General features: G+C 67.4%; 13 protein-coding genes. 1 reads left to right on the plus strand and 12 read right to left on the minus strand.

All coding sequences use genetic code 11. The annotated features are described in order from the left end of the window. Position 1: 1 nt before the first annotated feature. The 4 genes from PEM_RS08565 to PEM_RS08580 are packed head-to-tail and all read right to left on the minus strand — an operon-like array spanning position 2 to position 8,599. The gene (locus tag PEM_RS08565; protein WP_111128074.1) at positions 2-2,695 is read right to left on the minus strand and encodes a glycoside hydrolase family 3 protein; all 2,694 of its coding nucleotides are present in this window, start codon (positions 2,693-2,695) and stop codon (positions 2-4) included. Then, complete coding sequence (locus PEM_RS08570; protein ID WP_111128076.1) at positions 2,692-4,386, minus strand: glycoside hydrolase family 43 protein; 1,695 nt, start codon at positions 4,384-4,386, stop codon at positions 2,692-2,694. Before PEM_RS08570 ends, PEM_RS08565 begins: the two co-directional genes overlap by 4 nt. 53 nt (positions 4,387-4,439) lie before the next feature. Continuing rightward, positions 4,440-6,392 (minus strand): sialate O-acetylesterase, encoded by a 1,953-nt coding sequence (locus tag PEM_RS08575; RefSeq protein WP_111128078.1) that lies wholly within the window; start codon positions 6,390-6,392, stop codon positions 4,440-4,442. Between the two features lie 32 nt (positions 6,393-6,424). Then, positions 6,425-8,599 carry an alpha-glucuronidase family glycosyl hydrolase gene (locus PEM_RS08580; RefSeq protein ID WP_240431604.1) on the minus strand — a complete coding sequence of 725 codons (2,175 nt, stop codon included), beginning with the start codon at positions 8,597-8,599 and terminating at the stop codon, positions 6,425-6,427. A 92-nt stretch (positions 8,600-8,691) separates the two neighbouring features. Here PEM_RS08580 and PEM_RS08585 point away from each other — a divergent pair, with 92 nt between their 5' ends. Continuing rightward, the gene (locus PEM_RS08585) at positions 8,692-9,750 is read left to right on the plus strand and encodes a LacI family DNA-binding transcriptional regulator (protein ID WP_162911585.1); all 1,059 of its coding nucleotides are present in this window, start codon (positions 8,692-8,694) and stop codon (positions 9,748-9,750) included. A gap of 8 nt (positions 9,751-9,758) precedes the next feature. On the opposite strand, the gene PEM_RS08590 is transcribed toward PEM_RS08585, so the two are convergent. The 8 genes from PEM_RS08590 to PEM_RS08625 form a co-directional block, all read right to left on the minus strand. After that, a complete protein-coding gene (locus PEM_RS08590) occupies positions 9,759-12,317 on the minus strand; it encodes an exo 1,3/1,4-beta-D-glucan glucohydrolase (RefSeq protein ID WP_119706094.1) in 2,559 nt (852 codons plus the stop codon). Then, positions 12,314-13,723 (minus strand): sugar porter family MFS transporter, encoded by a 1,410-nt coding sequence (locus PEM_RS08595; protein ID WP_111128081.1) that lies wholly within the window; start codon positions 13,721-13,723, stop codon positions 12,314-12,316. Before PEM_RS08595 ends, PEM_RS08590 begins: the two co-directional genes overlap by 4 nt. 31 nt (positions 13,724-13,754) lie before the next feature. After that, positions 13,755-15,089 (minus strand): xylose isomerase, encoded by a 1,335-nt coding sequence (xylA, locus tag PEM_RS08600; RefSeq protein WP_111128083.1) that lies wholly within the window; start codon positions 15,087-15,089, stop codon positions 13,755-13,757. A gap of 43 nt (positions 15,090-15,132) precedes the next feature. Beyond that, a complete protein-coding gene (gene xylB, locus PEM_RS08605) occupies positions 15,133-16,626 on the minus strand; it encodes a xylulokinase (protein WP_111128084.1) in 1,494 nt (497 codons plus the stop codon). Between the two features lie 165 nt (positions 16,627-16,791). Then, complete coding sequence (locus tag PEM_RS08610; protein ID WP_005416603.1) at positions 16,792-18,324, minus strand: tryptophan halogenase family protein; 1,533 nt, start codon at positions 18,322-18,324, stop codon at positions 16,792-16,794. A gap of 11 nt (positions 18,325-18,335) precedes the next feature. Beyond that, a complete protein-coding gene (locus tag PEM_RS08615) occupies positions 18,336-19,358 on the minus strand; it encodes a cupin-like domain-containing protein (RefSeq protein ID WP_111128086.1) in 1,023 nt (340 codons plus the stop codon). Positions 19,359-19,361: 3 nt separating this feature from the next. Beyond that, complete coding sequence (locus PEM_RS08620; protein ID WP_111128138.1) at positions 19,362-20,120, minus strand: SapC family protein; 759 nt, start codon at positions 20,118-20,120, stop codon at positions 19,362-19,364. A 130-nt stretch (positions 20,121-20,250) separates the two neighbouring features. Next, a complete protein-coding gene (locus PEM_RS08625; RefSeq protein ID WP_119706095.1) occupies positions 20,251-23,379 on the minus strand; it encodes a TonB-dependent receptor in 3,129 nt (1,042 codons plus the stop codon). Between the last annotated feature and the right edge of the window lie 115 nt (positions 23,380-23,494).

The following is a 23,494-nucleotide window of genomic DNA, read 5'->3' on the forward strand; positions in this document are numbered from 1 at the left end:
ATCAGTCATGCGCGGGCACCACGCTGAACCTGCCCTGCGCACGAATATCGGCACTGGACGCCCCTACCCTGACCTCGTAGGCACCGGGCTGCACGGCGTACGCCGCACGCGCTTGGTCATAGTGGCGCAGGGCCTGCGCTGCCTGCAGGGTGAACGTCACCGTGCGGCGTTCGCCCGGAGCCAGATGGACCCGCTGGAAGCCGCGCAGTTCCTGCACGGCATCACCGCCACCGGCGTGTTCGCGCCGCACGTACAGCTGTACCACTTCGTCACCGCTGCGTGTGCCCGCGTTGGTCACATCCACCGCCACGCCCAGGCGGCCATCGGCGCCGATGGTGTCCGCATCGAGGCGGAGCGCACCATAATCGAAGCGCGTGTACGAGAGCCCGTGACCAAACGGGTACAGCGGCGTGCCGCGGAAGTAGCGGTAGGTGCGGCCCTCCATGGCGTAGTCGTCGAATGCCGGCATCGCTTCGCCGGCCTTGTAGAACGTGACCGGCAAACGGCCGGCGGGATTGACGTCGCCGAACAGCGCCTGGCCAACGGCGGTGCCGCCGCGCTGCCCGGGGTACCAGCTCATCAGGATCGCCGGCAGATGCGCCTGCGCCCAGTCCACCGCGATGGCCGAGCCGCCGGTGAGTACCATCACCACCGGCTTGCCGGTAGCGTGCAGGGCCTCCAGCAGGGTGCGCTGCGGCGCGGGCAACCGCAGGTCGGTGCGGTCGCCACCGGCAAATCCCGGATAGTTGACCGTCATTTCCTCGCCTTCGACATCGCCGGTGAGTCCACCGACGAACACCACCACATCGGCCTCGCGTGCGGCATCGAGCGCTTCATCGAACGGCGCCTTGGCACCGGGCATGCGCCACCCCAGGCGCACGCCGGCATCGCGCTGGTCGTCGTAGTATTCCAGTTTCAGGTCATAGGCACGCCCCGCCTGCAGGTCGAGTTCGACACCCTCGGCATGCAGGCGATCCGTGTTCACCCAGTGATCGACCACACGCTTGCCGTCAAGGTACAGGCGGTAGCCATCATCGCCGGCCACCTCCAGCCGGTAGCGACCGGACACGGGGGGCAGCAGTTGGCCGCTCCAGCGGATGCTGAAGCGGTCGTTGGGAATCCCCTGCCCCGGTGCCGCTTCGCCGCGTGCCAGCAGGTTGTCGGTCGGCGAGCCCCGGTCCCAGCGGAAGCCGATCTGCGCGTCGGTCCGCACCAGGGCCGGAGTGCCAGACAGGTCGGGCGTGCGGAAGTACTCGCCGCGCAGGCCGCGCTCGGGCGAGTCCGCCGAGGGCCGCAGGAAGCTCGGCTCGATCAACGGCGTGGCACCGGGATCGTCGCGCCCTTCCACCAGGTCCACGCCGCGGGCATAACGCACTTCAACGCCCTTGGCCGCCTCGCGTATGCCCTGCAGGATGGTGACCGGCGCGGCCGGTGTACCGAAGTAGTTGCCGAGCAGCGCCATGGTGTCGTCGGCGGTCGGTCCAACCACGGCAATGCGCTTGGTGTCGCGCGACAGCGGCAGGATGCCATCGTTCTTCAGCAGCACCAGCGAGGCCTGCGCGGCCTTCAGGGCAAGCGCATCATGGGCCGGCGCCTGGTTCACCGAGGCCGGAATGCGCGCCCAGCGCACCCGCTCCGGCGGATCGAACATGCCCAGGCGCATCCGTGCGGTGAACAGGCGAGTCACCGCATCGTCGATCTCCGCTTCGCTGATCAGCCCCTGGCGCACTGCCGCAGGCAGCGTTGCGTACTCCTGGCCGCATTCCAGCTCCGTGCCGTTCCTGACCGCCAGCGCCGCGGCGGCTTCGCGCGTGCCGACGATACGGTGGTGCTTCCAGATGTCGACGATGGCCCAGCAGTCCGAGACCACGTAGCCCTTGAAGCCCCAGTCGCGTCGCAGCAGATCACGCAGCAGGAAGCGGCTGGCGCTGGCGGACTCGCCGTACACGCGGTTGTAGGCGCCCATGACCGCATCCACTTCGCCCTCCTTCACCAGCGCCTCGAACGCCGGCAGGTAGGTGTCATACAGGTCCCGCCGGCTGGGCCTCGCATCGAAGTGATGGCGGTCGGCCTCCGGCCCGCTGTGCACGGCCAGATGCTTGGCGGTGGCGTCCAGCTTGCGGTAGACGGGGTCGTCGCCCTGCAGGCCGCGTACGAAGGCCACGCCCATGCGCGCGGTGAGGTAGGGATCCTCGCCGTAGGTCTCCTGTCCGCGACCCCAGCGCGGGTCGCGGAAGATGTTGACGTTCGGCGACCAGAAGGTCAGGCCCTGGTAACGGCCATGCGCGCCTTCGCGGAGGAACTGGTGGTGCTTTGCGCGGGCCTCGTCGCTGATGGTCGTGGCCACCTGCCCCATCAACGGTACATCGAAGGTCGCGGCCAGGCCGATTGCCTGCGGAAACACCGTGGCCTGCCCTGCCCGTGCCACGCCATGCAACCCCTCATTCCACCAGTCGTAGGCGGGCACACCCAGCCGTTCGATTGCCGGCGCGGCATTCTGCATCTGCGCCGCCTTCTCTTCCAGGGTCATCTGCGCGACGAGTGCGGCGGCCCGTTGCTCGAAGCTTGCCGAGACATCCAGCCAGGGCCGTGGCGCGGCCGCGGATGCGGCGGCCGCCACGCAGCTCAGGACGAACACGGTGGCCCGGCCACGCCACGTACGGAGGCGGGTCCTGGACGAAATCGACAGTCTCATTTGCTTCTCCCGGTGCGCTCGTCGCGCGCGAAGGGACCCAGCAGTGCGCCCACGAAGCCGCCTGCCCGGTCTGTACTCAGAACGGTGCCGTCCACGTCGCCTGCGAGCAGTTGCCAGCCCTGCCCGTCGCCGATGTCGAACGAGAACGCGTAGTCGCCCTCGTTGCCGGCAATCTTCAGGCGCAGCGCTGCAGACGCCGGCACGTCATGGCTGGCCAGCGTCCGCGTGCTGCCACCCCCGTCACGCGCTTCGAGAAAGAGCGAGAGGCGCCCCCCGCCAAGGTCACGAACGCCGAGGAAGTACCAGTACGCCTCGCTCTGAAACGCCGCCAGACCGGCGGCGACACCGGGGGCGGGCGGGGTCATCGCGGTGCTCGCCTCGAAGCGCAGATGCTGCTGGCGCCGGCCGAGAAATGCCGGATTGCGCAACGTGTCCAGATCCTCGGCAAGCGGGTGCACGGCCAGCAGGCCGGGGCGCTTGTGCAGGTCAGCCCAGGCATGCCTGGGCACGCGCACGCGCAGCCACTGGCGATCGAGCGCTGGGCCATCAAAATTGTCGCGCGCCACGAAATTGCCGGTCGACGGGGCCTGCGATGCCTCGCCCTGCATCCACGACGGCGCCTCGGCCACGTAGGGAATGGCCTGGTCGGTCGGCAGGATCTGCGGCCAGCCATCCTGCCATCGCACCGGCAACAGGTAGGTCTCGCGCCCGGTGTTGTAGTGGCGCTTCTGATAGTTGCGGCTGGCCAGGAACACCGCCCACCACGAGCCATCCGGGCCTTCGACCAGATCGGCGTGGCCGGCATTGGTGATCGGAAGCGGACGGTCGTCCGGCAGCTCGCGCTGGGTCAGGATCGGATTGCCCGCATAGGCAACGTAGGGTCCCCACACCGCGCGGCTGCGCAGCACCACCTGCGAATGCTGCGGCCCGGTACCCCCTTCAGCGTCGGACAGGTAATACCAGCCCTCCCGCTTGTAGATGTGCGGTCCCTCGATCCAGATCGGATTCTTCGCCGGCTCCACGCCTCCATCAACCAGCACCCGGCGTGGCCCGACCGGCTTGAATGCCGCCAGATCGATCTGCTGCATCCAGATGGCGCGGTGCCCGTCGTAGCGCGGCGGACCGGGCGGTGCATCGTTGTTGATCAGGTACACCTTGCCGTCGTCGTCGAAAAACAGTGATGGATCGATGCCATCGATGCCGGGCAGCCAGTGCGGATCGGACCACGGCCCGGCCGGGTCGCGCGCAGTGGCAATGAAGTTGCCGCCGCTGTCGGTGGCTGTGGTCACCACGTAGAAGACCCCGTCGTGGTACTCGATTGTGGGGGCAAAGATGCCGCGCGAGACGCTCAGCCCGTCGAAGTCCAGCTGCGTGGGGCGGTCAATCACATTGCCGATCTGCTTCCAGTGCACCAGGTCAGCACTCTCGAACACCGGAATGCCCGGGAAGTAGGTGAAGCTGGAATTGACCAGATAGAACCGGCCGTTCGCGCGCACGATGCTGGGATCGGCATGGAAGCCGGCCAGTACCGGATTGCGGTAGTGCCCGGCCGGCAGCGGCACTTCAAACGCCTGGTCATTGCCGCGGTACTCGAACCAGTCGAAGTACACCGGCGGAGCGTCCGGCGGCGCGCTGGCCCGGGCGGCTGCGGCCGACAGCAGGAACACTGCCGCCAGCTGCTGGCGCGCCATGGATCTCAGGCCGGCCCTGTCGCGGGCCACAGGGGACTGCGTAGACAACGTCATCATCGTCGGGCCTCGGCTTCGGCAATGGGAAGTTCGAACGGGCCGGCCGGCGCCCCGCTGCGATCGCGCAGCGTGCACACCGGGCCATCGGCCCAGCAGTAGCGGACATGCGTTGCGCGCGTGGACAGCGGGCCTCGCAGCAGGATCCGGCGCGCATCCAGTTCGGCGTCGGCGTACTCGCAGTGGCGCGCATGGTCCTTGGCCTCGCACAGTTCAAAGCCGATCGGACGCAGCGAACCGCTTGCGGTGAGCGCGCCTTCGACATCCTCGAACGCAATGGCCACGGCCGTGGGCGTCCGCACGGCCGTGACCGCCCGCGGACCTGACGGTGCCAGATCCTGCTCGCCGTACACCACGTGGCGGGCCACGCGCGCCAGGCGGCGCCCGAGCTCCTGCTTGTTCGGCGGGTGGATGTCGTAGGCATCGCCGATGTCGATAGCGATGGCGAGCCCGCTCTGCGCATCCTCGGCTGCGACGCGCTGCTGCGCCTCGCGCACCTGCGCCCAACCGCTGTCGGCGGGCGCAACCGGTGGCGGGCCATAGCTGGCCAGCTGCACGAGCAGCAGTGGCATGCGCGCACCGAACTGACGCCGCCAATCCTCGCGCAGCGCACGCAACCGCGCAGCGTATGCCGCACCATCACCGGTGTTCGATTCACCCTGGTACCACAGCATGCCGCGCAGCCCGAAAGCGCCGAGTGGTGCGATCATTCCGTTGTACAGCGTCGACAACCCGGTGGCGGCCTGCCAGGGGGCAAATGGCGGCGCCTGTTGGCCCGGCGCCACCCGGTACTTCCAAGGACCCTGCAGTGCCACCCGCTCACCGTTGTCGAACTGCAGGCCGTATGCCGTGGCGGGGCCAGTCAGGCCGCCTTCACCGTAGGTGTCGAGCACGTTGACCGCAATGCTGTTGGACCCTGCCTTCAGCAGGCCGCTGGGCAACGGGTAGCGCCTCTCGCCGGTGCCGTACTGGCTGCCCACGGAGACGCCGTTCACCCAAGTCACGTCCGCCTCGTCGGCCGATGCCAGCTCCAGGGTCGCGCCGCGTGCAGCCTGTTCAGCGCTCAGCACCACCTGCGTGCGATACCAGACCATACCGTTGTAATCGGCAAGCGCGGGCACGTTCCACCGCTCCCACGCCCCCAGCGCGGCCGGTGCGCGTGACCAGCCGCCGTCATCGGTGTCTGCGCGCCAAGGTACGTCGCCGGGCAGCGCGCCTTCACGCATGGCCCACCAGTGCTGCCAGTAGCGGCCCCAGGCTGCGCGTGCCTCCAGCGGATCACGCGCAGACCGCGCGAGGATATCGAGGGCCTCATCCAGGCCGCCCTGCCCGCGCAGCGCACCAACGCTGGTCCAGGCCTCGATCCGCGAGCCACCCCACGCTGCCTCGATCAGCCCCATCGGCACGTCGACCGTGCGCTGCAGTTCGCGCGCGAAGTAGAAGCAGGTGGCGGAGAAATTGCGCACCGTATCAGGCGTTGCCGATGTCCAGGCAGTGCTGTCGTTGAAGCTCTCCTGTGCCTGCGCGGCGGCGTACTGCGGCGCGGTGAACAGCCGGATCCGTGGCATCGTGGCTGCGGCAATCTCGCTGGCTGCGTTGAGCGAGCGCCACACCGGCAGTTCCATGTTCGACTGTCCCGAGCACAGCCACACGTCGCCGACCAGCACGTCGCGCGCCATCTCCCGACGTGTCCCGGCGTTTACTTCCAGCGTGTGCGGACCGCCTGCGGCCACCGGGGGCAGCGTTGCCTGCCAGCCGCCTGCGGCGTCCGCCCGGGTGCTTACCGCCTGCCCGGCAAACGTCACGGAAACCGGCTGCCCAGGGCCTGCGTGCCCCCAGACCACAATGGGCCGGTCACGCTGCAGGACGGCGTGATCGCTGAACAGCGGATGCAGCAATCCCGTCGTTTCCCGCGCCGCGGCCGGCATCGCCACCACTGCCACAGCCATCATCAACAGCGCACACCCGACCGCTCCGAACCTGCTCATCGGCCATCCCCCGGTGCGGACGGAAACTGCAAGGCCTGGTAGTACGACAACGGATGCGGCGGTGGCTGTTCGCCCGCGGGCAGCGGGCGGCCACTGAGCGACTGGAAGTACGCCACGCTGGCGTCACGCCACCATTGCGCTTCGTCGTGCTGGATCTGCAGGAACGCCGCGACGTGCCGATGCCGCTGCGGATCGATCCGGTCGCGCAGGCCGGCCCAGGTCGCCTGCATCGACTGCACCTGGCGCACGCCGCGCGAATAGCGCCCGACCAGTTCGTCCCAGAGCGTCCTCCCCGAGCGCATGCGGCGGTCCCACGGCACATGATGGAACCACAGCAGCAGCGACTCGGGCACCCGCTCGGGGTCGCCATAGACCTCGGCGACCTGCGGGGCGTACTGGCCCACGGCGTTGCTTCCGCCGGCGCTGCGGTCAAAACCGATGCCCTGGCTGTCTGCGCGGTGGTAGTACACCGACGTCCAGTCCGCACGTGGGCCTCCGTCCACCCAGGGGCCGGGGCCGTAGTGATGGCCGCGTGCCATCAGGTGGTGCAGGCCCAGCGGCGTCATGTAATCCACTGCCGCCTCGCGCGAGTCCATCATCATCCGCACGATCGGGCCGGTCACCTGCGGGTCGGGCGAGAACGTCAACGCTGCCCAGTCTTCGGCAATCGCGCGCGCGGATTGCTGCGGGTTCCAGGCCAGCCGGCCGAAGGCGTACCAGTTGGCCTGGTCGAAGTGCGAGCCACTCCAGGTGCGGTCCACGCCGATGTTGGCGACGCCGGCAATACCGGTCAGTGCGTGGCCCTCCAGCGAGCCATCGATCACGCGGGCAACCGTGGAGCCCTCGCCGCGGGCATGGGTGTCGGCCTGCAGCACTTCCTCGTAGAGCGTTCCCAGGTAGACCAGGTGCGTCGCAAAACCCAGGTATTCCTTGGTGATCTGCAGTTCCATCATCAGCGGCGTGCGTGGCATCGCGCCGAACAGCGGATGGAACGGCTCGCGCGGCTGGAAGTCGATGGGGCCGTTCTTCACCTGCACGATCACGTTGGGGCGGAAGGCACCGTCCAGCCCGACAAACTCGCTGTACGCCTGCTTGGCGCGATCTTCGGGAACCTCGTGCGAATACACGAAGGCCCGCCACATCACCACGCCGTTGTAGGGCGCCAGCGCGTCGGCCAGCAGGTTGGCGCCGTCGGCATGGGAACGACCGTAATCCTGCGGGCCGGGTTGCCCCTCCGAGTTCGCCTTGACCAGGAAGCCGCCGAAATCCGGAATGCGCGCATGGATCTCATCGACCTTGTCGCGCCACCAGCGCCGCACAGCCGGATCCAGGGGATCGGCCGTTGCCAGGCCGCCGAGCTCGATGGGCGCACTGAAGCGCGCGCTCAGGTAGACCCGGATGCCATAGGGGCGGAACAGGTCGGCCAGCGCGGCGGCTTTGGCCAGATAGGCCGGCGACAGGCTCAGCGCACTGGCGTTGACGTTGTTGAGGACGGTGCCGTTGATGCCGAGCGAAGCGTTGGCACGGGCGTAGTCGGTGTAGCGCGGGTCATGCCATTGCGGCAACGTCTGCCAGTCCCATAGCGAGCTGCCCGCATAGCCACGCTCGACGTAGCGGTCCAGGTTGTCCCAATGGTCGAGCACGCGCAGTGCGACCCGCGGCGACTCCCGCACGTCCAGCCCCTGCAGCGGCATGCCACGCTGCAACAGGCGCAGCAGGTGGAACATGCCATACAGCACGCCGACATCCCGGCGTGCCGCCACCAGCAGCACATCGCGCCCCCCGGTCCGGACCTGCCGGATCAGGAAGCCCTCGTCGCCCAACGTGGCGATCTCGTTGCCGAACGCGGCAACCAGCGCCGAAGACTGCGGCGTACCCAGCACCAGGGCATGGTCAGTAGTGATTGCCGTTCGCATTGGTGGGGCCGTTCCCAGCAATCCAGAAAGGCTCCGCGCAAGCTCGTCGCGGGTGGCGCGCTGCATCGGCGTGCCATCCGGGGCCACCACTTCGGCCAGCTGCCGCCGGTAGACGGCAGCGACCGTTGTGGCAACCGGCTGGTAGCGCATCCACAGCCTGTAGCCATCCTCCGCCCGTGCCCCGCCAGCACAGGCCAGCAGTGCGAGCACGGCGCACAGGCGCGTGCCGACAGCACGCAACAACGGCGTTAACATGCGCCTTTGTAAACTACGTTCGGGCCCGGGGCAGCGCATCATCGTCCCTCGCACCCGCGCGGCAGCGCCACCAAGAACAAAGGGATCGTGCATTGGACAAGCCGAAGAAATCGGTTCGCCGCAGAACCGCAGGCGTGACGATCGACGAGGTTGCGGCCCTTGCCGGCGTTTCGCCGATGACCGTGTCGCGGGTGATCAACCAGGGCAGGGTGCGTGATGTCACCCGCGAGCGCGTGCTGCGCGCTGTGCGCGAGCTGGGCTATACGCCCAATCTTGCCGCCAGTTCGCTGGCCGCTGCACAGCACACGCGCATTGCGCTGATCTACACCAACCCCAGCGGCGCCTACCTGCGCGAACTGCTGGTGGGCCTGCTGCGCGTCGCCTCCAGTTCCGCCATCCAGCTGGTCATCGACTACTGGGACAAGCTGGATGCCGAATCCGAACGCAAGGCGGCGCGTGCGCTCGCCGGACGCGTCGACGGGGTGATCCTGCCGCCGCCCCTGTGCGAATCGCAGGCCGCCGTAAGCGAACTGGTCAAGGCTGGCATTCCAGTGGTGGCCATCGCATCGGGTCGCCTGAGCGAGGCCCTGTCCTGCGTCCGCATCGACGATTTCAGTGCCGGCAAGGAGATGACCGATCACCTGCTCCGGCAGGGACACACCCGCATCGGTTTCATCCGTGGGCGCGATGACCTGAGCGCAAGTGCGCTCCGCTACGACGGCTTCGTCACCGCCCTGCGCGAGGCCGGGCTGGCGGTGGAGCCTGGCCTGGTCCAGCACGGTGACTACACCTACCGGTCCGGCCTGGCTGCCGCCGAAATGCTGTTGTCCCAACGCCGCCCACCGACCGCGATTTTCGCCAGCAACGACGACATGGGCGCTGCCGCCATCTCCGTCGCGCACCGGCGCGGGCTGGAAGTGCCGCGCGACCTGTCGGTCGTGGGTTTCGATGACACCTCGGCCGCCACCACCGTGTGGCCGGAACTGACCACGATCCACCAGCCCATCGCCTCGATGGCCAACGCGGCCGTCGACATCCTGCTGCGCACCATCCGCCGTCCGGCGGCGGACGCAACGGTGCTGCGCGATCATGTGATGCCGCATCGGCTGATCGCACGCGATTCGGTCGCCGCGCCGCCCCGGCGGCGGTAGCGCAGGCATCATGCTCCGCATCCGAGGGTGACCTCGGCTTCGTTCAGCGCACCCAGCGCGACGCGTGACACCGAGATCGTCATCGCATCGCCCGTCACCACCGACCACGGTCGGTCGATCGCGTCCATCCTTGCACCCGCCCTGGCCAGGCACTTCAGCGGCACGCCGACACGCTTCCACTGGCCCTGTGGAAGCGCCGCCAACGCCGGCCCGATGGCGACGCGCGCCGAGCAGCCCGCACTGCAGCCCACCGACAGCCACGCCTCACCCTTCGGGGCTGCGTCCACCCGTAGCGTGGTCAGCAGCATCAGGTCGCCGTTGGATTCGCGCTGCAGGTCCAGCGCCGTGTGCGACTGCAGTGCAGCGACGGCCTCGCCCTTGCCCGACCAGGCCAGGCGTCGCCCATCCTCCTGCGCCAGATGATCCACGCCGGTGATCTTCAGCCGGTCATCGGGCAATGCGTCCGGTACGCGGGTCACGGTCAGGCCCTGGCCAGCGGCATCCTCGAGCCGCAGTGCCATGCCAGGGCCTGCGTCACCACGCGCGAAGAAGACGCCGGTCGCGCCTTCGTTGCCGGTCACGCCCGATGCCTCCGGCAGCGCGGCCAGGTCGCCGTTGTCGGCGTAGGTCAGGCCGAAGCCGAACGCAAACAACGGATCGTAGTCCTTCTGGCCGACGTTGTTGGCGTACTGGGTGGCGGTGCGCGGCCAGCTGAAACTGAGCTTGCCCTTGAAATCGTGCTGCACGCGGCCATCGCTTCCGCGCAGCAGTACGTCGGCAATTCCGGCGCCTTCCGAGCCCGGCAGCCATGCAGCCACGAAGGCATCGGCGGCATTGATTTCCCGGTTCACCCAAAGTGGCCGCCCGCTCAGGAAGACCGCGACAACCGGTATGCCATCGGCCTTGAGCCGCTTGAGCAGCGCCAGGTCCGTTTCGTTGCCGGGCTTGTAGGCCAGCGTCGGCCGGTCTCCCTGGAACTCGGCATAGGGGTCCTCGCCAAACACCACCACCGCCACATCGGGCTTCACTGCATAGCGACCGTCGACGGAAAGCACGGCTTCACCACCCGCCGCGCTGGCCTGGCGCGCGATGCCCTCGTAGATCGTGTCCGCATTGGGGAAGTCCTTGCGGGTGGTGCCGGTGCCCTGCCAGTTGAGCGTCCAGCCGCCGGCCTGCTTGCCGACATCGTCGGCACCGTCGCCGGCCACGAGGATCCGCTGCTTCGGCGACAGCGGCAGGAGGCCGTTCTGGTTCTTCAGCAGGACCAGCGATTCGCGCACGGCCTGCCGGGCAACCGCGCGATGTGCCGGCGCGCCGATCAGTGCGAACTGCCCGCCGACGGCCCGCGTGGATGGCCTGCCGGCCTCGAACAGCCCAAGGCGGAACTTGACCCGCAGGATCCGGCGCACCGCATCGTCCAGGCGTTGCGGCGTGATCCGCCCATCCTTCACCGCAGCCAGCGTCGTCTCGTAGAACCCCTTCCAGCTGTCCGAGGCCATCGCCATGTCCAGGCCTGCGTTGATCGTGGCCGGGCAGTCTGTGGTGGTGCAGCCCTTGACCTGTCCATGACCATTCCAGTCACCCACCACGAAGCCACCGAAGTTCATGCGGCCCTTGAGCACATCGGTGAGGTAATGCCGGTGCCCATGCATCTTTTCGCCGTTGACACTGTTGAACGACGCCATCGCGGTCTGCGCGCCGGCGGCGATTGCCGGCGGATATCCGGCGGCGTGGATGCACACCAGATCTGACTCGCTGATGCGGGTGTCGCCCTGGTCCTTGCCGTCGGTGGTGCCGCCATCACCGAGGAAGTGCTTCACCGAGGCGATCACATGGCGGCCATCGAGGAACTCCGGCGTTCCCACCCTGCCCTGCAATCCCTCCACCATGGCGGCGGCATAGCTGGCCACCACCTCCGGCGATTCGGAGTAGCCTTCGTAGGTGCGTCCCCAGCGATCATCCTGGGGTACCGCAACGGTCGGCGCGAACGTCCACTCCATGCCGGTGACGCGGGTCTCCAGCGCGGTGATGCCACCGATCTGCCGCAGCAGCTCCGGATTGCGCGTGGCGCCCAGCCCGATGTTGTGCGGGAACAACGTGGCACCCATGATGTTGCTCTGCCCGTGCACGGCATCGATGCCGAACAGCAGAGGGATGGGCTTGCCGCCTTTGGACGTATCCATGGAGGCGTCGTAGAACGCGTCGGCCAGCGCCAGCCATTCGGCCGGCGAGGCGTCATAGCGGCCGCCGGGATCGGAGTTGCCTCCGGCCAGGATCGAGCCGAGGCGGTAGCGGCGCACGTCGTCGGGGGTGACGCTGGCGATGTCGCCCTGCACCAGCTGGCCGACCTTTTCCTCCACCGTCATGCCGGCCATCAGGTCGGTGATCCGCTTCTCCAGCGCAGGATCCGCGGCCAGTGGCCAGGTGACCTGCGGCCACGGGTCGCTGGCGGTTCCCGCAGTGGCGGCGGGCCGGTCCTGCCCGTGGCAACCGAGCAATCCCAGCATCACTACCGCGAGCAGCGTGCCGCTGCGGGATAAGGAGGTCTGCGATGTCATGGCGCTCATCCTTCCATCTGCTCCAGTTCCTTGCCCTTGGTCTCGTGCACATGCCGGACCACGAAAACCACCGAGATGATCGCCGCCACCAGGTAGATGCCGTAGGTGGCCGCCAGCCCTGCCGCGGCCAGCAGCATCGGGAACGTCACCGTGACCACGAAGTTGGAGGTCCACTGCGCCGCGCCGGCGACCGCCAGTGCCGAACCCCGGATCTGGTTCGGGAACATCTCGCCCAGCATCACCCACATCACCGGCCCCCAGGACAGATTGAAGAACACGACGTAGGCATTGGCCGCCACCAGCGCCAGCGTGCCCATGCGGCCGGGCAGCTGCAGATGCCCGTCGGCCAGCGAACCGCTGGCAAACGCCATCACCACCAGTGCAAGCGACAGCGACATCCCGGCCGAGCCGAACCACAGCAGGGGCTTGCGGCCGATACGGTCAATCAGCAGCACGGTGACCACGCAGGCGCCGATGCTCAGTGCGCCGGACAGCACGTTGATCAGCAGCGCGTCGTTCTCGGAAAAGCCGACCGCCTGCCACAGCACGGCGCCGTAATAGAACACCACGTTGATGCCGACCAGCTGCTGGAAGCAGGCCAGCCCGACGCCGACCCACACGATCGGGCGGATCCGCCCGGTCAGCGTGCTCTTCAGGTCCGACAGTCGCGGGCGATGATGGTCGTTGGACAGCGAGGCATCGATCTCCTCGAGCGTGGCCCTGGCCTTGTCGCTGCCCAGCAGCCGGGTCAGTACCCGCAGGGCGTCGTCCTTGCGCCGTTTCACCACCAGGTAGCGCGGGCTCTCCGGAATGGTCAGCAACAGCAGCAGGAACACCAGTGATGGCGCGGCCTGCATCCAGAACATCCAGCGCCAGGCGGCCTGCCCGCCCCACAGCGGTTCGGTCGACGCGCCCGCTGCGGCCGCCAGCAGGTAGTTGGACAGGAACGCGGCGGTGAGGCCGGTGATGATCGCGATCTGCTGCACCGTAGCCAGGCGGCCGCGATAGCGGGCCGGAGCGACCTCCGCAATGTAGGCCGGCGAGATCACGCTGGCCGCGCCGACCGCGAATCCACCCACCACCCGCGCGGCAATGAACCAGGCCGACGAGACCGCCGCCCCGGCACCGAGTGCCGACAGCAGGAACATCACTGCCGACAGGATCAGCACGTTGCGGCGGCCCAGGCGATCGGCCAGCCGGCCTGCACTGAACGCGCCCACCGCACAGCCCAGCAGCATCGACGCGATCTCGAACCCCTGCATCCATTCACCGGACCGGAACGCCTGGTGCAGGCCATCCTGGGTACCGTTGATCACGCCGCTGTCGAAGCCGAACAGAAAACCGCCAATCGTCGCCACCACGCTGATCAGTACGATCAGCCGCGTGTTCTCACCGCTGCCCGCTGCCTGGTTCATCCCCATCCCCTTGAGTGCACCGTGGCCGCGCTCAGCGCAGCAGGTACTGGTTGAGCAGGTTTTCGTAACGCTCCTGCTTGCCGCTGGCCTGGCGCGGTTCGCCGAGGCGGGCGGCCAGTGCCGCAAGGTCCGGCAGGCTGAGCGTGCCACGCTCGAAATCCTGGCCGGCGCCGGAATCGAAGCTGGCGTAGCGCTGCGCACGCCATTGTTCCCACGGCGACTCGGTCAGCAGTGCATGGGCAACCTCCAGCCCGCGTGCGAAGGCGTCCATGCCGCCGATATGGGCAATGAACAGATCCTCCAGGTCGGTCGACTCACGGCGCACCTTCGCATCGAAGTTCAACCCGCCCTCCAGCCCGCCCTGGCGCAGCACGACCAGCATTGCGCCCACGGTGTCGTACAGATCGCTGGGGAACTGGTCGGTGTCCCAGCCGTTCTGGGCGTTGCCGCGATTGGCATCGATGCTGCCGAGCAGGCCATGATCGGACGCGACCTGCAGGTCGTGCTCGAAGGTATGGCCGGACAACGTGGCGTGGTTGGCCTCGATGTTGAGCTTGAAGTCCTTGTCCAGCCCGTGTTCCTTCAGGAAGCCCACCACCGTGGCACTGTCGAAGTCGTACTGGTGCTTCATCGGCTCCATCGGCTTGGGCTCGATCAGGAAGTTGCCCTTCAGCCCGATGCTGCGGCCATAGTCGCGTGCCATGGTCAGGAAACGTGCGAAATGCTCGATCTCCCGCTTCATCTGGGTATTGGCCAGCGACGCATAGCCTTCGCGCCCGCCCCAGAACACGTAGTGCTCGCCACCGAGTTCGACCGTGGCCTCGAGGGCGGCCTTGACCTGCACGGCTGCACGCGCGACCACCGCGAAGTCGGGATTGGTCGATGCACCGTTCATGTAGCGCGGGTGCGAGAACAGGTTGGCCGTGCCCCACAGCAGCTTGACGCCGGTGGCCTCCTGGCGTGCCTTGGCCAGGCCCACCATATGCGAGAGGTTCTTCTGGTACTGGCCGATGTCGTCGGCATCCGGCGCCAGGTCGATATCGTGGAAGCACCAGTACGGCACGCCCAGCTTGGTGAAGAACTCGAACGCCGCGTCCACCTTTGCTTCGGCCGTGGCCAGTGGCGAGGCGGCCTCCCACGGGAACTGGCGGGTGCCCGGGCCGAACGGATCGTGCCCGGCATTGCAGAAGGTGTGCCAGTAGCACACGGCGAAGCGCAGATGCTCCTGCATGGTCTTGCCACCGATGACCCGGTTGGCATCGTAGACCTTGAAGGCAAGCGGGTTGTCCGAGCCCTTGCCCTCGAACGGAATGCGGCCGACGCCGGGGAAGTATTCCTTGGCGCCGATGAAGGGCTGCGTGCTCATGGTGCGTGCTCCTGTCGTTGTAGGGGGTGTCGTGGAGGAGCCATCAGCCGCGCTGCAGTGGCGTGATGGCATCAAGATGGCTGAGGAAGCGTGCGTAGGCCCGTGCATAGGCATCGCTGTGGTCCGGATCCGGGCGTGCGGAGCGCGCGGGATCGACGGTGACGTGGCGCGCGGTGATGTCGCAGATCGACGTGGCCTCTCCCTGCGCCCGGGCGAGCGCCCACAGCGCCTGCAGTGCCGCACCAAACGCCGCGCCTTCGGCCTGCATCGGGACCTCCACCGGCAGGCCGAACACATCAGCCACCAGCTGACGCCAGGCAGCGCTGTTGCTGCCACCGCCGGTGAGCACGATGCGATCGAACTGCATGCCCGCGCGGACGAAGGCGTCGTAGCCGTACTTCAGGCTGTAGGTCGCGCCCTCCATGGCGGCGCGGTAGAGATGCGCCGGGGTGAAATTGGCGGTATCCAGGCCAGCCAGCACACCCTTGCCGAGCGGCAGGTCAGGGGTACGTTCGCCATTGAGGAACGGCAGCATCACCAGGCCCCCTGCCCCCGGCGGCGTTGCGCGAAGATGCGCGTCACCGTCGCGGCTGCTGAAACCGAAGGCGGTGGCCACGCGTTCGGTGGCCACGGTGCAGTTCATGGTGCAGATCAGCGGCAGCCAGCCCCCCGTGGACGAGCAGAACGCCGCCCACGCGCCGTCCGGATCGATCACTGGCGAGCCGGAATAGGCAAACAGCGTTCCGGAGGTTCCCAGGCTCATCGCCAGCCGCCCTTCCGTGACGCAGCCGGTGCCGATTGCCGCCATCATGTTGTCGCCGCCACCCACGGCAATCTTCACGGCCGCCGGCAGCCCGAACTCGGCGGCTGCCTTCGGCGCGATATCGAACAGGGCATCGGGCGCAGCGATCGGCGGCAGGCAGGCAGCAAGATCACGATCAGGATCGGTTGCGCGCAGCAGTTCCTGCGACCATGTGCGTGTGCGCACGTCCAGCCAGCCGGTGCCGGACGCATCGCCAAGCTCGCAGAACCGCTGCCCGGTCAACACGAAATTCAGGTAGTCGTGTGGCAGCAGGATGGTCGCCAGCCGCGCATAGGCGTCGGCACGGTGGGTCCGGGTCCAGGGCAGCTTGGAGGCCGTGTAGCCGGCCAGGATCGGATTGCCCGCCAGCGCGATGGTCCGTTGGAACCCACCCACGGCGTCCATGATCTGGATGCATTCGGCCGAGGTGCTGGTGTCGCACCACAGCTTGGCCGGCGCCAGTACCTCGCCAGCATCATCGACCGGCACGAACCCATGCTGCTGCCCCGATACCGCCAGCGCGACGATGCGTGCGCGCAGCGAGGGATCGATCCGGGCAAAGCAGTCGCGCAGAGCCGACACCCAGTCGGCCGGCGTCTGTTCACGGCTGCCATCGGCACCGCTGTCCAGCGCGAGCGGCGCGCTGGCCGAGGCCACCACCGCCTGCTTCCGCGGGTCATAGACCAGCACCTTCAGGCTCTGCGTCCCTGCATCGATCCCTGCAACCAGACCCATCGAAACCGCCTCCGATCAACAAAAAGGTAGCGCTAACATTCCGTGGACTCAAAAAGGGGGCGTGGTGTCCGGCCCCCTCGTTGCCACCGCGCGCGTCATCGCCAGCGGTGTTGCCGCACTGTAACCAGCTGCAGCGGAAAAAGCGTGCTGCAACGCAAAACCCTGCTACGCGCTTGCTGCCGTCGAACGCCACACGTCCACGCCGGACCTGCAGTACTGCGCGATGAACTCCGCCTGCGCCGGCATCTGCGCGGCGGCCTGCTGCACAGGCCGTTGGATGCCCTTCAACAAGGTGCGCAGATCGACATCACTCACGGCCCGCGCCAGCGGGTGGGCAGGACCGGGCGCGATGCCCTGCCCGAGCAGCACGCTGGTCCAGGATTCGACACGGAACAGCTCGCCGGGGTCCTGCCACGCATGTGCACGCTCGCGCCACGCCTGCAGCCGCTGCTGCAGCGATTCCGGCACGCGCATCTCGCGACAGGCCTTCCACATCGGTTCGCTGCGCTGCGTGGCGTGGTAGTGCAGGATGATGAAGTCGCGCACGTGCTCCATTTCCTGGCGGCTGACATCGTTGTACAGCTGCACCAGCGACGCACTGATGCCGTCGAACGGGAACAGCTGGATCAGGCGCACTACCGCGCTGATTGTCAGATGGATGCTGGTCGACTCCAGCGGTTCGATGAAGCCGCTGGCCAGCCCGAGCGACACCACGTTCCTGTTCCAGGCCTTCAGCCGGCGTCCACTGCGGAACGGCACCTTCCATGGATCGCGCAAGGGTGGAGCCCCGGCATCGCGCAACAGTTTCGCGGCGGCCTCGTCATCGGACAGATGGCGGCTGTCATACACCAGCCCGCAGCCAACGCGGTGCTGCAGCGCGATGTGCCAGCGCCACCCCGCCTCGTGGGCGATCGCCCGGGTATAGGGTACCGGCGGCGCCACCGCTTCGGTCTGCACCGCCACGGCCCGGTCGCATGGCAGCCATTCGTGCCAGTCCTCGTAGCCGGTGCCCAGTGCCTGCTCGATCAGCAGGCCGCGGAAGCCGGTGCAGTCGATGAACAGATCGCCCTCGATCACCTGGCCGTCGTCCAGCACCAGCGCCTGCACCGACCCGTCGTGCGCGTGCTGCCTGACCTGGGCGATCCGGCCTTCGATCCGGCGCAGGCCGTGTGCCTCGGCCCTACCGCGCAGGAACCTCGCATACAGCCCGGCATCGAAGTGATACGCATAGCTGGCCTGCGGCTGGGTGTGCAGCGAGAAGCGGTCGCCACGCGAGGCGATGCTCTCCAGGCAGAAGTCGCCCAGGTCCGAGGGCATGCCGCGGCGCAGGCTGTCCAGCCAGAAGTGATGGAAGGGGGCCGCCCAGGTGCCATGGCCGATGGTGCCGAACGGATGGAAGAAGCGATCGCCCGGCAGGCGCCAGTTCTCGAACGAGATCGACAGCTTGAAGGTGCCGGCCACCGCGCGCAGGAACTCCTGCTCGTCGATCTGCAGGAAGCGGTGGAAGGTGCGGATCGGCGGCACAGTGGACTCACCGACACCGACCGTGCCGATCTGCTCGGACTCGACCAGCGTGATCTCCAGTTGGTCACGGAACTGGTGCGCAAGCGCGCAGCCGGCCAGCCAACCCGCCGTACCGCCACCGGCAATGACCACCTTGCGGATGCGCCCTGAAGGCGTGCTCTGGGTATCCAACATGGTGCCCTCTCTCAACGGTTGAGCCTGCCCAGCAGCATCGCGCGCATGCGGCGGGCGCGCTGCTCGTCAAACGGTGCCAGATCCCCGCGCGCGGCGTCAGGCAGGTGCTGCCCCGCGCGCTCGCCAGGGCCGAATGCGTAGTAGCGGAAGAGCCCTTCCCACGCCTGCTTTTCGCGCGCCGGCAGATCACGCACGGCCCACATCGCGTGGTGCAGCGCCGCCAGCGCGGATCCCAGCCAGGCCGGCGAGCTTCGCCACCAGTAGTTCACCAGCACGTTGAACGGTTCCAGGCTGCGTACATGGTGCCACCACATGCTGGGAATGAAGATCGCATCGCCGGGCCCAAGCACCGCACTGCGCGCGTGCGCCAGCGCCTCGCGGAAACGTGGATGCCGATCGAAGTCTGGCTGTTCGAAGTCCACCACGCTGACCACCTGTCCGCCCGGCGTGGGATCGAGCGGGCCCGGATAGAGGTTGTCGATCTGGGCGGGCGGGAACAGGGTGAACTCGCGCCGCCCCACCGCGCAGCAGGCGAGGTTGTCGGGTGTGTCGAAATGGCACGAGGCCGTCACCCGGTTGCCGATCCAGATGCTGGCGGTGGCGTCAATGCCCTGCTTCGCCAGACCGGCGTCGTTGGCCTGCGCGAATGCCGGCAGCAGTGCCCGCGCAATCGGCAGCGAGGCCACGTAGTAAGTGGGCGGTTGCGGTGCATGCAGCGTCATGGCGATCTCTTCCAGCACCTGGGCCAGCACGCCGCGCCGCACTTCGAAGTTCAAACGGGTGAAGTCCGCGCTGTAGAACGGGCGCCCCCCGATCTCGGGGCCGCCGAACGAGTACTGGATGGGCGCACCCGCATCGACGCTGCACAGGTACGCCATTGCGTCCTGCACCCCGCCCAGCCCGGCCTGGACCAGTGGCCAATCGGTGGCGATGCCACGCAGTACGACCGGCTCACCGGCCTCCACCAGGTCAGCCAGTGGCAAGGCGGCAGGATCGATGCCTTCCAGGATCCGCATCGGCAGGGTGGCCTGCACCGGTCAGTTCCTGGCCGCCTGCGCGGTGCCGTCCTGGACGCGGAGACGGCGCTGCTTCTCGGCGATCAGGCGGCGCATGTTATGCAGCGAGGCAAACATCAGGTACGCACCCTCCAGGTAACCGGCGCGGTTCAACGCAGCCAGGCGTGGACTGTCCAGCGCAGCCAGGCGCTCGCGGTCGATGCCGTGCAATCCGCTCACGCTCACCCGGTGGTGCGGCGCGAGCTGCACATCGAGCGTGACCGGCTGGATGAGCCCGCAGTCGTCGAGCATCGTGAACATACTGGCCGCGAAGGCACTGCCCTCGTGGATGCCGCGCAGAACGCCGGCGATGTGGTCCAGGTAGGGCGTGTTGCCGCCCTGCGGCAGGAACACCGGCACACCGGCGCCGGCGGTGACGCGCGGATGGTCCAGGTCCACGTGCATCACCGCATCCTGGGTGAGCACGCCATCCACGTAGTGCTCCTGGAAGCCGATCAGGAACGGCCCTTTGGCCGCCGCGCCTGGCAGGTAGGAAGCATTCCAGCGCCCGTCCTGCAGGAACAGGTTCTCGTGTTGTTCGAAACCCAGCAGGGCCACGGACTGCCACGCCTTCGTCCCGGTATCCCTGCGCAGGAAGATCGGATACTCACGCTGCAGTTCGGCGAACTCGCTGGGATAGGCCGGCACCATGCCCACGGCATCGCCGAACTGCGGCCCGAATCCAGTGGCGACCTTCAGGTCCCGATGCGCGATGTTGTTGAGCATTTCATAGCGGGCCATCAGGGTATCCAGTCCAGTGCGGGGTGGCTGGCCGGCAGAGTAGCGCAGGCGCGACAGGTGCGGCGACACCGTCCCGGCGCGGCAACGCTGGCGGGCAGCGGTGCCGTGCCGGACGCATCGGCAACCAGGCTCAGAACTTGTAGCGTACGCCCAGCATGTAGCGCGGGCTCTGGTCTGCCAGCTTGACGATCATCTGCGACGTGCGCGAGCGCCACCGCACATCCTCACCGGTCAGGTTGATCGCCTCCAGGCTGAAGGACCAGTGGTCATCCAGCGCGTAGTTGACGCTGAGATCCCACTGCTCGTACGGCTCCACATAGTACGGATTGCGGCTGGAGCCCTGGTTGGCCAGGATCAGGTACTGGTCGCGCCAGTTCCATGCCAGGCGCACTGACCACCCGTACTTCTCGTACATCAGCATGGCGTTGGCGGTGTCGCTCAGGCCGGTGAGCGAGAACTGGTCGATGCCCGGGTCACCGCCATTGTTGTAGCCGACATCACCTTTGACCACGGTGTAGTTGGCCAGCACGCCGAAGCCGGTGTCACCGAAGAAGTACTGGCCGCCCAGCTCCCAGCCATGCAGCTTGGATTTGTTCTGGTTGATCGGGCGATTGACGTTGAACTGGTAGAGCGGATCGTTGGGCTGCCCATACAGATCGTAGGCCGCTTCGGTGGCCAGCACCTGCGCATCAGTGCCGTTGTAGGCGCCGAGGCCGGCAGGATTGTTTCGCAGCAATGCCAGCGCGGTGAACAGCGAGGTGTCGTTGGCCGAGCAGGCGGCCGCATTGGCCGGCCCGACCTGGGCGACGCAGGCGCCGCTGGTCAGGAAGTCCAACGCCGCCCGCGCATCCGGCCCGGAGGTCGGGTCGGTGAGGCCGTACAGGCTTTCCTGCACGACGGTGTTGCCGATGAAGTTGCTGACCGACTTGTTCCAGTAGGTCAATGACACATAGCTGGCGTCGGCGAAGTACCACTCCAGCCCCAGGTCGAGGTTGTCCGATTCCAACGGCTTCAGGCTCGGGTTCTGCGAATTGCCGCTGGCGCGCGACGAGGGATCGATCAGCACCGAGCCGAACGGCTGCTGGGCCCCGGGTCCCGCATAGAGATTGCCATACGGCGCGCGGGCGATGCTCTTGCCGAACGAAACGCGGCCCTTCAGCTCCTCGGTGAGGTCGATGCTGAAATCAAGGTTGGGCAGGATGTAGCTGTAGCGCGCCTTCTCCGTGAAGGGCTGCTGCTCATCGGACAGCACGATGCGGAAATCGTTGTTGGCCTGCCACTCGATGGACTCGGGGACGGCAATGACCGAGGTCGACACCACGTCAGTGGCTTCATAGCGCACGCCCAGGCGGGTGTTGGTACGCATGCCACCCAGCTCCCCGTCCAGCTCCACCTGGAAGTACGCCGCCTTGGTCTTCTCTTCCACGAAGTTGTCGGCCGCGCGTTGCGGGTTCACACCCAGGCCGACGCCGTACTCGCGCGATGCCCATTGCGCGAGCTGCCCGGCATTGCCGCGCCAGGCGGGCCAGCTGTTGGCACTGTAGTCGTCGAACAGGCCGACGATGCTGACCGGCTGCAGCAGGTCCATCAGGCCTGCGGCGGTATCCCGGTCCACGTTGGCCACGCCCCAGTCGCCCAGGGTCGAGTAGGCCTCGGCGGCCTGGATGCGGTGGGTGGTGGACTTGTTGGTGTCCACGCCGAACTGGAAGCGCCCGTGGTCGAAGTTCCATTCGCCATCGACGCGCGCCTGCTTGATCTCGCTGATCTGGGTCTGCGCGTTGACGCGCAGCACCTGCGTGCCAACCTCGCCTTCCTGGAAGCCCGGATTGACCACGCCATTGGTCCCGGCGACCGCATCGGCGGTGCTGGGATACCAGACCTGGGTGCCAACCGGCAGGCCATTGTTGAAGTTCAGCTCCTGCACCCAGGAGCCACCGCAATGCGGGCCACGGGTACAGTTGTTGGTGCCGGCGATGCTCATGAAGATCGAACCACCGCCGGTCAGCGGATCATTCGGGCGGCTCTCGTTCTTCGAGTTGTGCGCATCGAAGCTGAGCTTGAAGCGGTCGCTGACATTCCAGACGGCATTGAAGCCCAGCGAACCCAGCTTGTACTCCTGCATGCTGCGCTGCTGTTCCAGGCCGAAATCCTTGGTGCCGGCGATTTCACGGATGTATACCGGCGTCGCGACGGCGCCACTGGTGTCGAACTCGACGTTGGTGTAGTTGCTGTTCTGCAGCCACATGCCCTGCTCGCCGCGATTCTCGGTGATTTCGTTGGTCGAGTAGGTGTAATCCACGGTCAGGGTCAGGCTGTCCGTCGGTGCGAACTGCAGCACGGCCTGGCCGTTGACGCGTTCGCGCTCGAATTCGGAGAACGCGTAGCGCAGGTCGTTGGGCCGCGCGTAAAGCTGGCCGACGGCCGGGGCATTTACCACGGTCGGATTGCCCGGCATCGACCCTGTCCACGGCTGCACGTTCCAGTAGTTCTCCGTGGCCTGCACCGAGCCACCCTTGCGCTTCTGCTGGCTCGCGCTGAGGCTGACGCCAAAGGTCTTTTCCGGATTGCTGTAGCTGAAGATGCCCGACAGCTCCGGTGTCAGGTCATTGTCGAACGGCTGGCTCTGGTCGGACACCAGCTTCGCCCCGGCGTTGGCCACGATGCCGGCGTGATCGAGCGGGCGCGAGGTCAGGATGTTGATCGTCGCACCGATGCCACCGCTGGGCACCTGCGCCTGGCTGGTCTTGTAGACCTCGATACCATTGATGGCCTCGGCGGCCAGCTGCGCGAAATTGAAGGCGCGGGTGCCGCCGTCGACACCGCCGATGGCGACCTGTCCAGAGGCACCGAATGCATCGGCACCCGGCATCTGCCGACCGTTGAGCGTGACCATGTTGAACTGGGGGCCGAAGCCACGCGCGGTCACCTGCGCACCCTCGCCGTCACGGCGCTCGATGGAGATGCCGGTGATGCGCTGCAACGACTCGGCAAGATTGGTATCGGGGAACTTGCCGATGTCCTCGGCACTGATCGCGTCGACCACGCCCGCCGAGTCGCGCTTGATGTCCATGGCCTGGCTCAGGCTGTTGCGTATGCCCGTGACCTGCACTGCATCAAGCTGGGTGGGTTGCGACTGGCTCTGCGGCTGCGGCCCGGTCGCCGGTGCTGCGTCCTGCGCAAAGGCAGGATTGATGACCAGGGCACCACCCACGAAGGTGAACATGGCCCGGGACCGGAACTTCGCCAACGCGCGGCTCATGAACCGGCCCTCGGGGCCAGGGTGCCGCGGAAACTGCAAGTGCTCATGAAAGTCCCCTCTGACATACGATCGAATGGATGTACCGCCCCCTCCCAGGGGCACGCACGGGCGTGGC

Source organism: Stenotrophomonas sp. Pemsol (assembly GCF_003586545.1).
Classification (GTDB): Bacteria; Pseudomonadota; Gammaproteobacteria; order Xanthomonadales; family Xanthomonadaceae; genus Stenotrophomonas; species Stenotrophomonas sepilia.

What these genes read in the sequence shown, in the direction of transcription:
- PEM_RS08565 (WP_111128074.1), bottom strand. Translation starts at nt 2,695, where the DNA reads ATGAGACTGTCGATTTCGTCCAGGACCCGCCTCCGTACGTGGCGTGGC.
- PEM_RS08570 (WP_111128076.1), bottom strand. Translation starts at nt 4,386, where the DNA reads ATGGCGCGCCAGCAGCTGGCGGCAGTGTTCCTGCTGTCGGCCGCAGCC.
- PEM_RS08575 (WP_111128078.1), bottom strand. Translation starts at nt 6,392, where the DNA reads ATGATGGCTGTGGCAGTGGTGGCGATGCCGGCCGCGGCGCGGGAAACG.
- PEM_RS08580 (WP_240431604.1), bottom strand. Translation starts at nt 8,599, where the DNA reads ATGTTAACGCCGTTGTTGCGTGCTGTCGGCACGCGCCTGTGCGCCGTG.
- PEM_RS08590 (WP_119706094.1), bottom strand. Translation starts at nt 12,317, where the DNA reads ATGAGCGCCATGACATCGCAGACCTCCTTATCCCGCAGCGGCACGCTG.
- PEM_RS08595 (WP_111128081.1), bottom strand. Translation starts at nt 13,723, where the DNA reads ATGAACCAGGCAGCGGGCAGCGGTGAGAACACGCGGCTGATCGTACTG.
- xylA (WP_111128083.1), bottom strand. Translation starts at nt 15,089, where the DNA reads ATGAGCACGCAGCCCTTCATCGGCGCCAAGGAATACTTCCCCGGCGTC.
- xylB (WP_111128084.1), bottom strand. Translation starts at nt 16,626, where the DNA reads ATGGGTCTGGTTGCAGGGATCGATGCAGGGACGCAGAGCCTGAAGGTG.
- PEM_RS08610 (WP_005416603.1), bottom strand. Translation starts at nt 18,324, where the DNA reads ATGTTGGATACCCAGAGCACGCCTTCAGGGCGCATCCGCAAGGTGGTC.
- PEM_RS08620 (WP_111128138.1), bottom strand. Translation starts at nt 20,120, where the DNA reads ATGGCCCGCTATGAAATGCTCAACAACATCGCGCATCGGGACCTGAAG.
- PEM_RS08625 (WP_119706095.1), bottom strand. Translation starts at nt 23,379, where the DNA reads ATGAGCCGCGCGTTGGCGAAGTTCCGGTCCCGGGCCATGTTCACCTTC.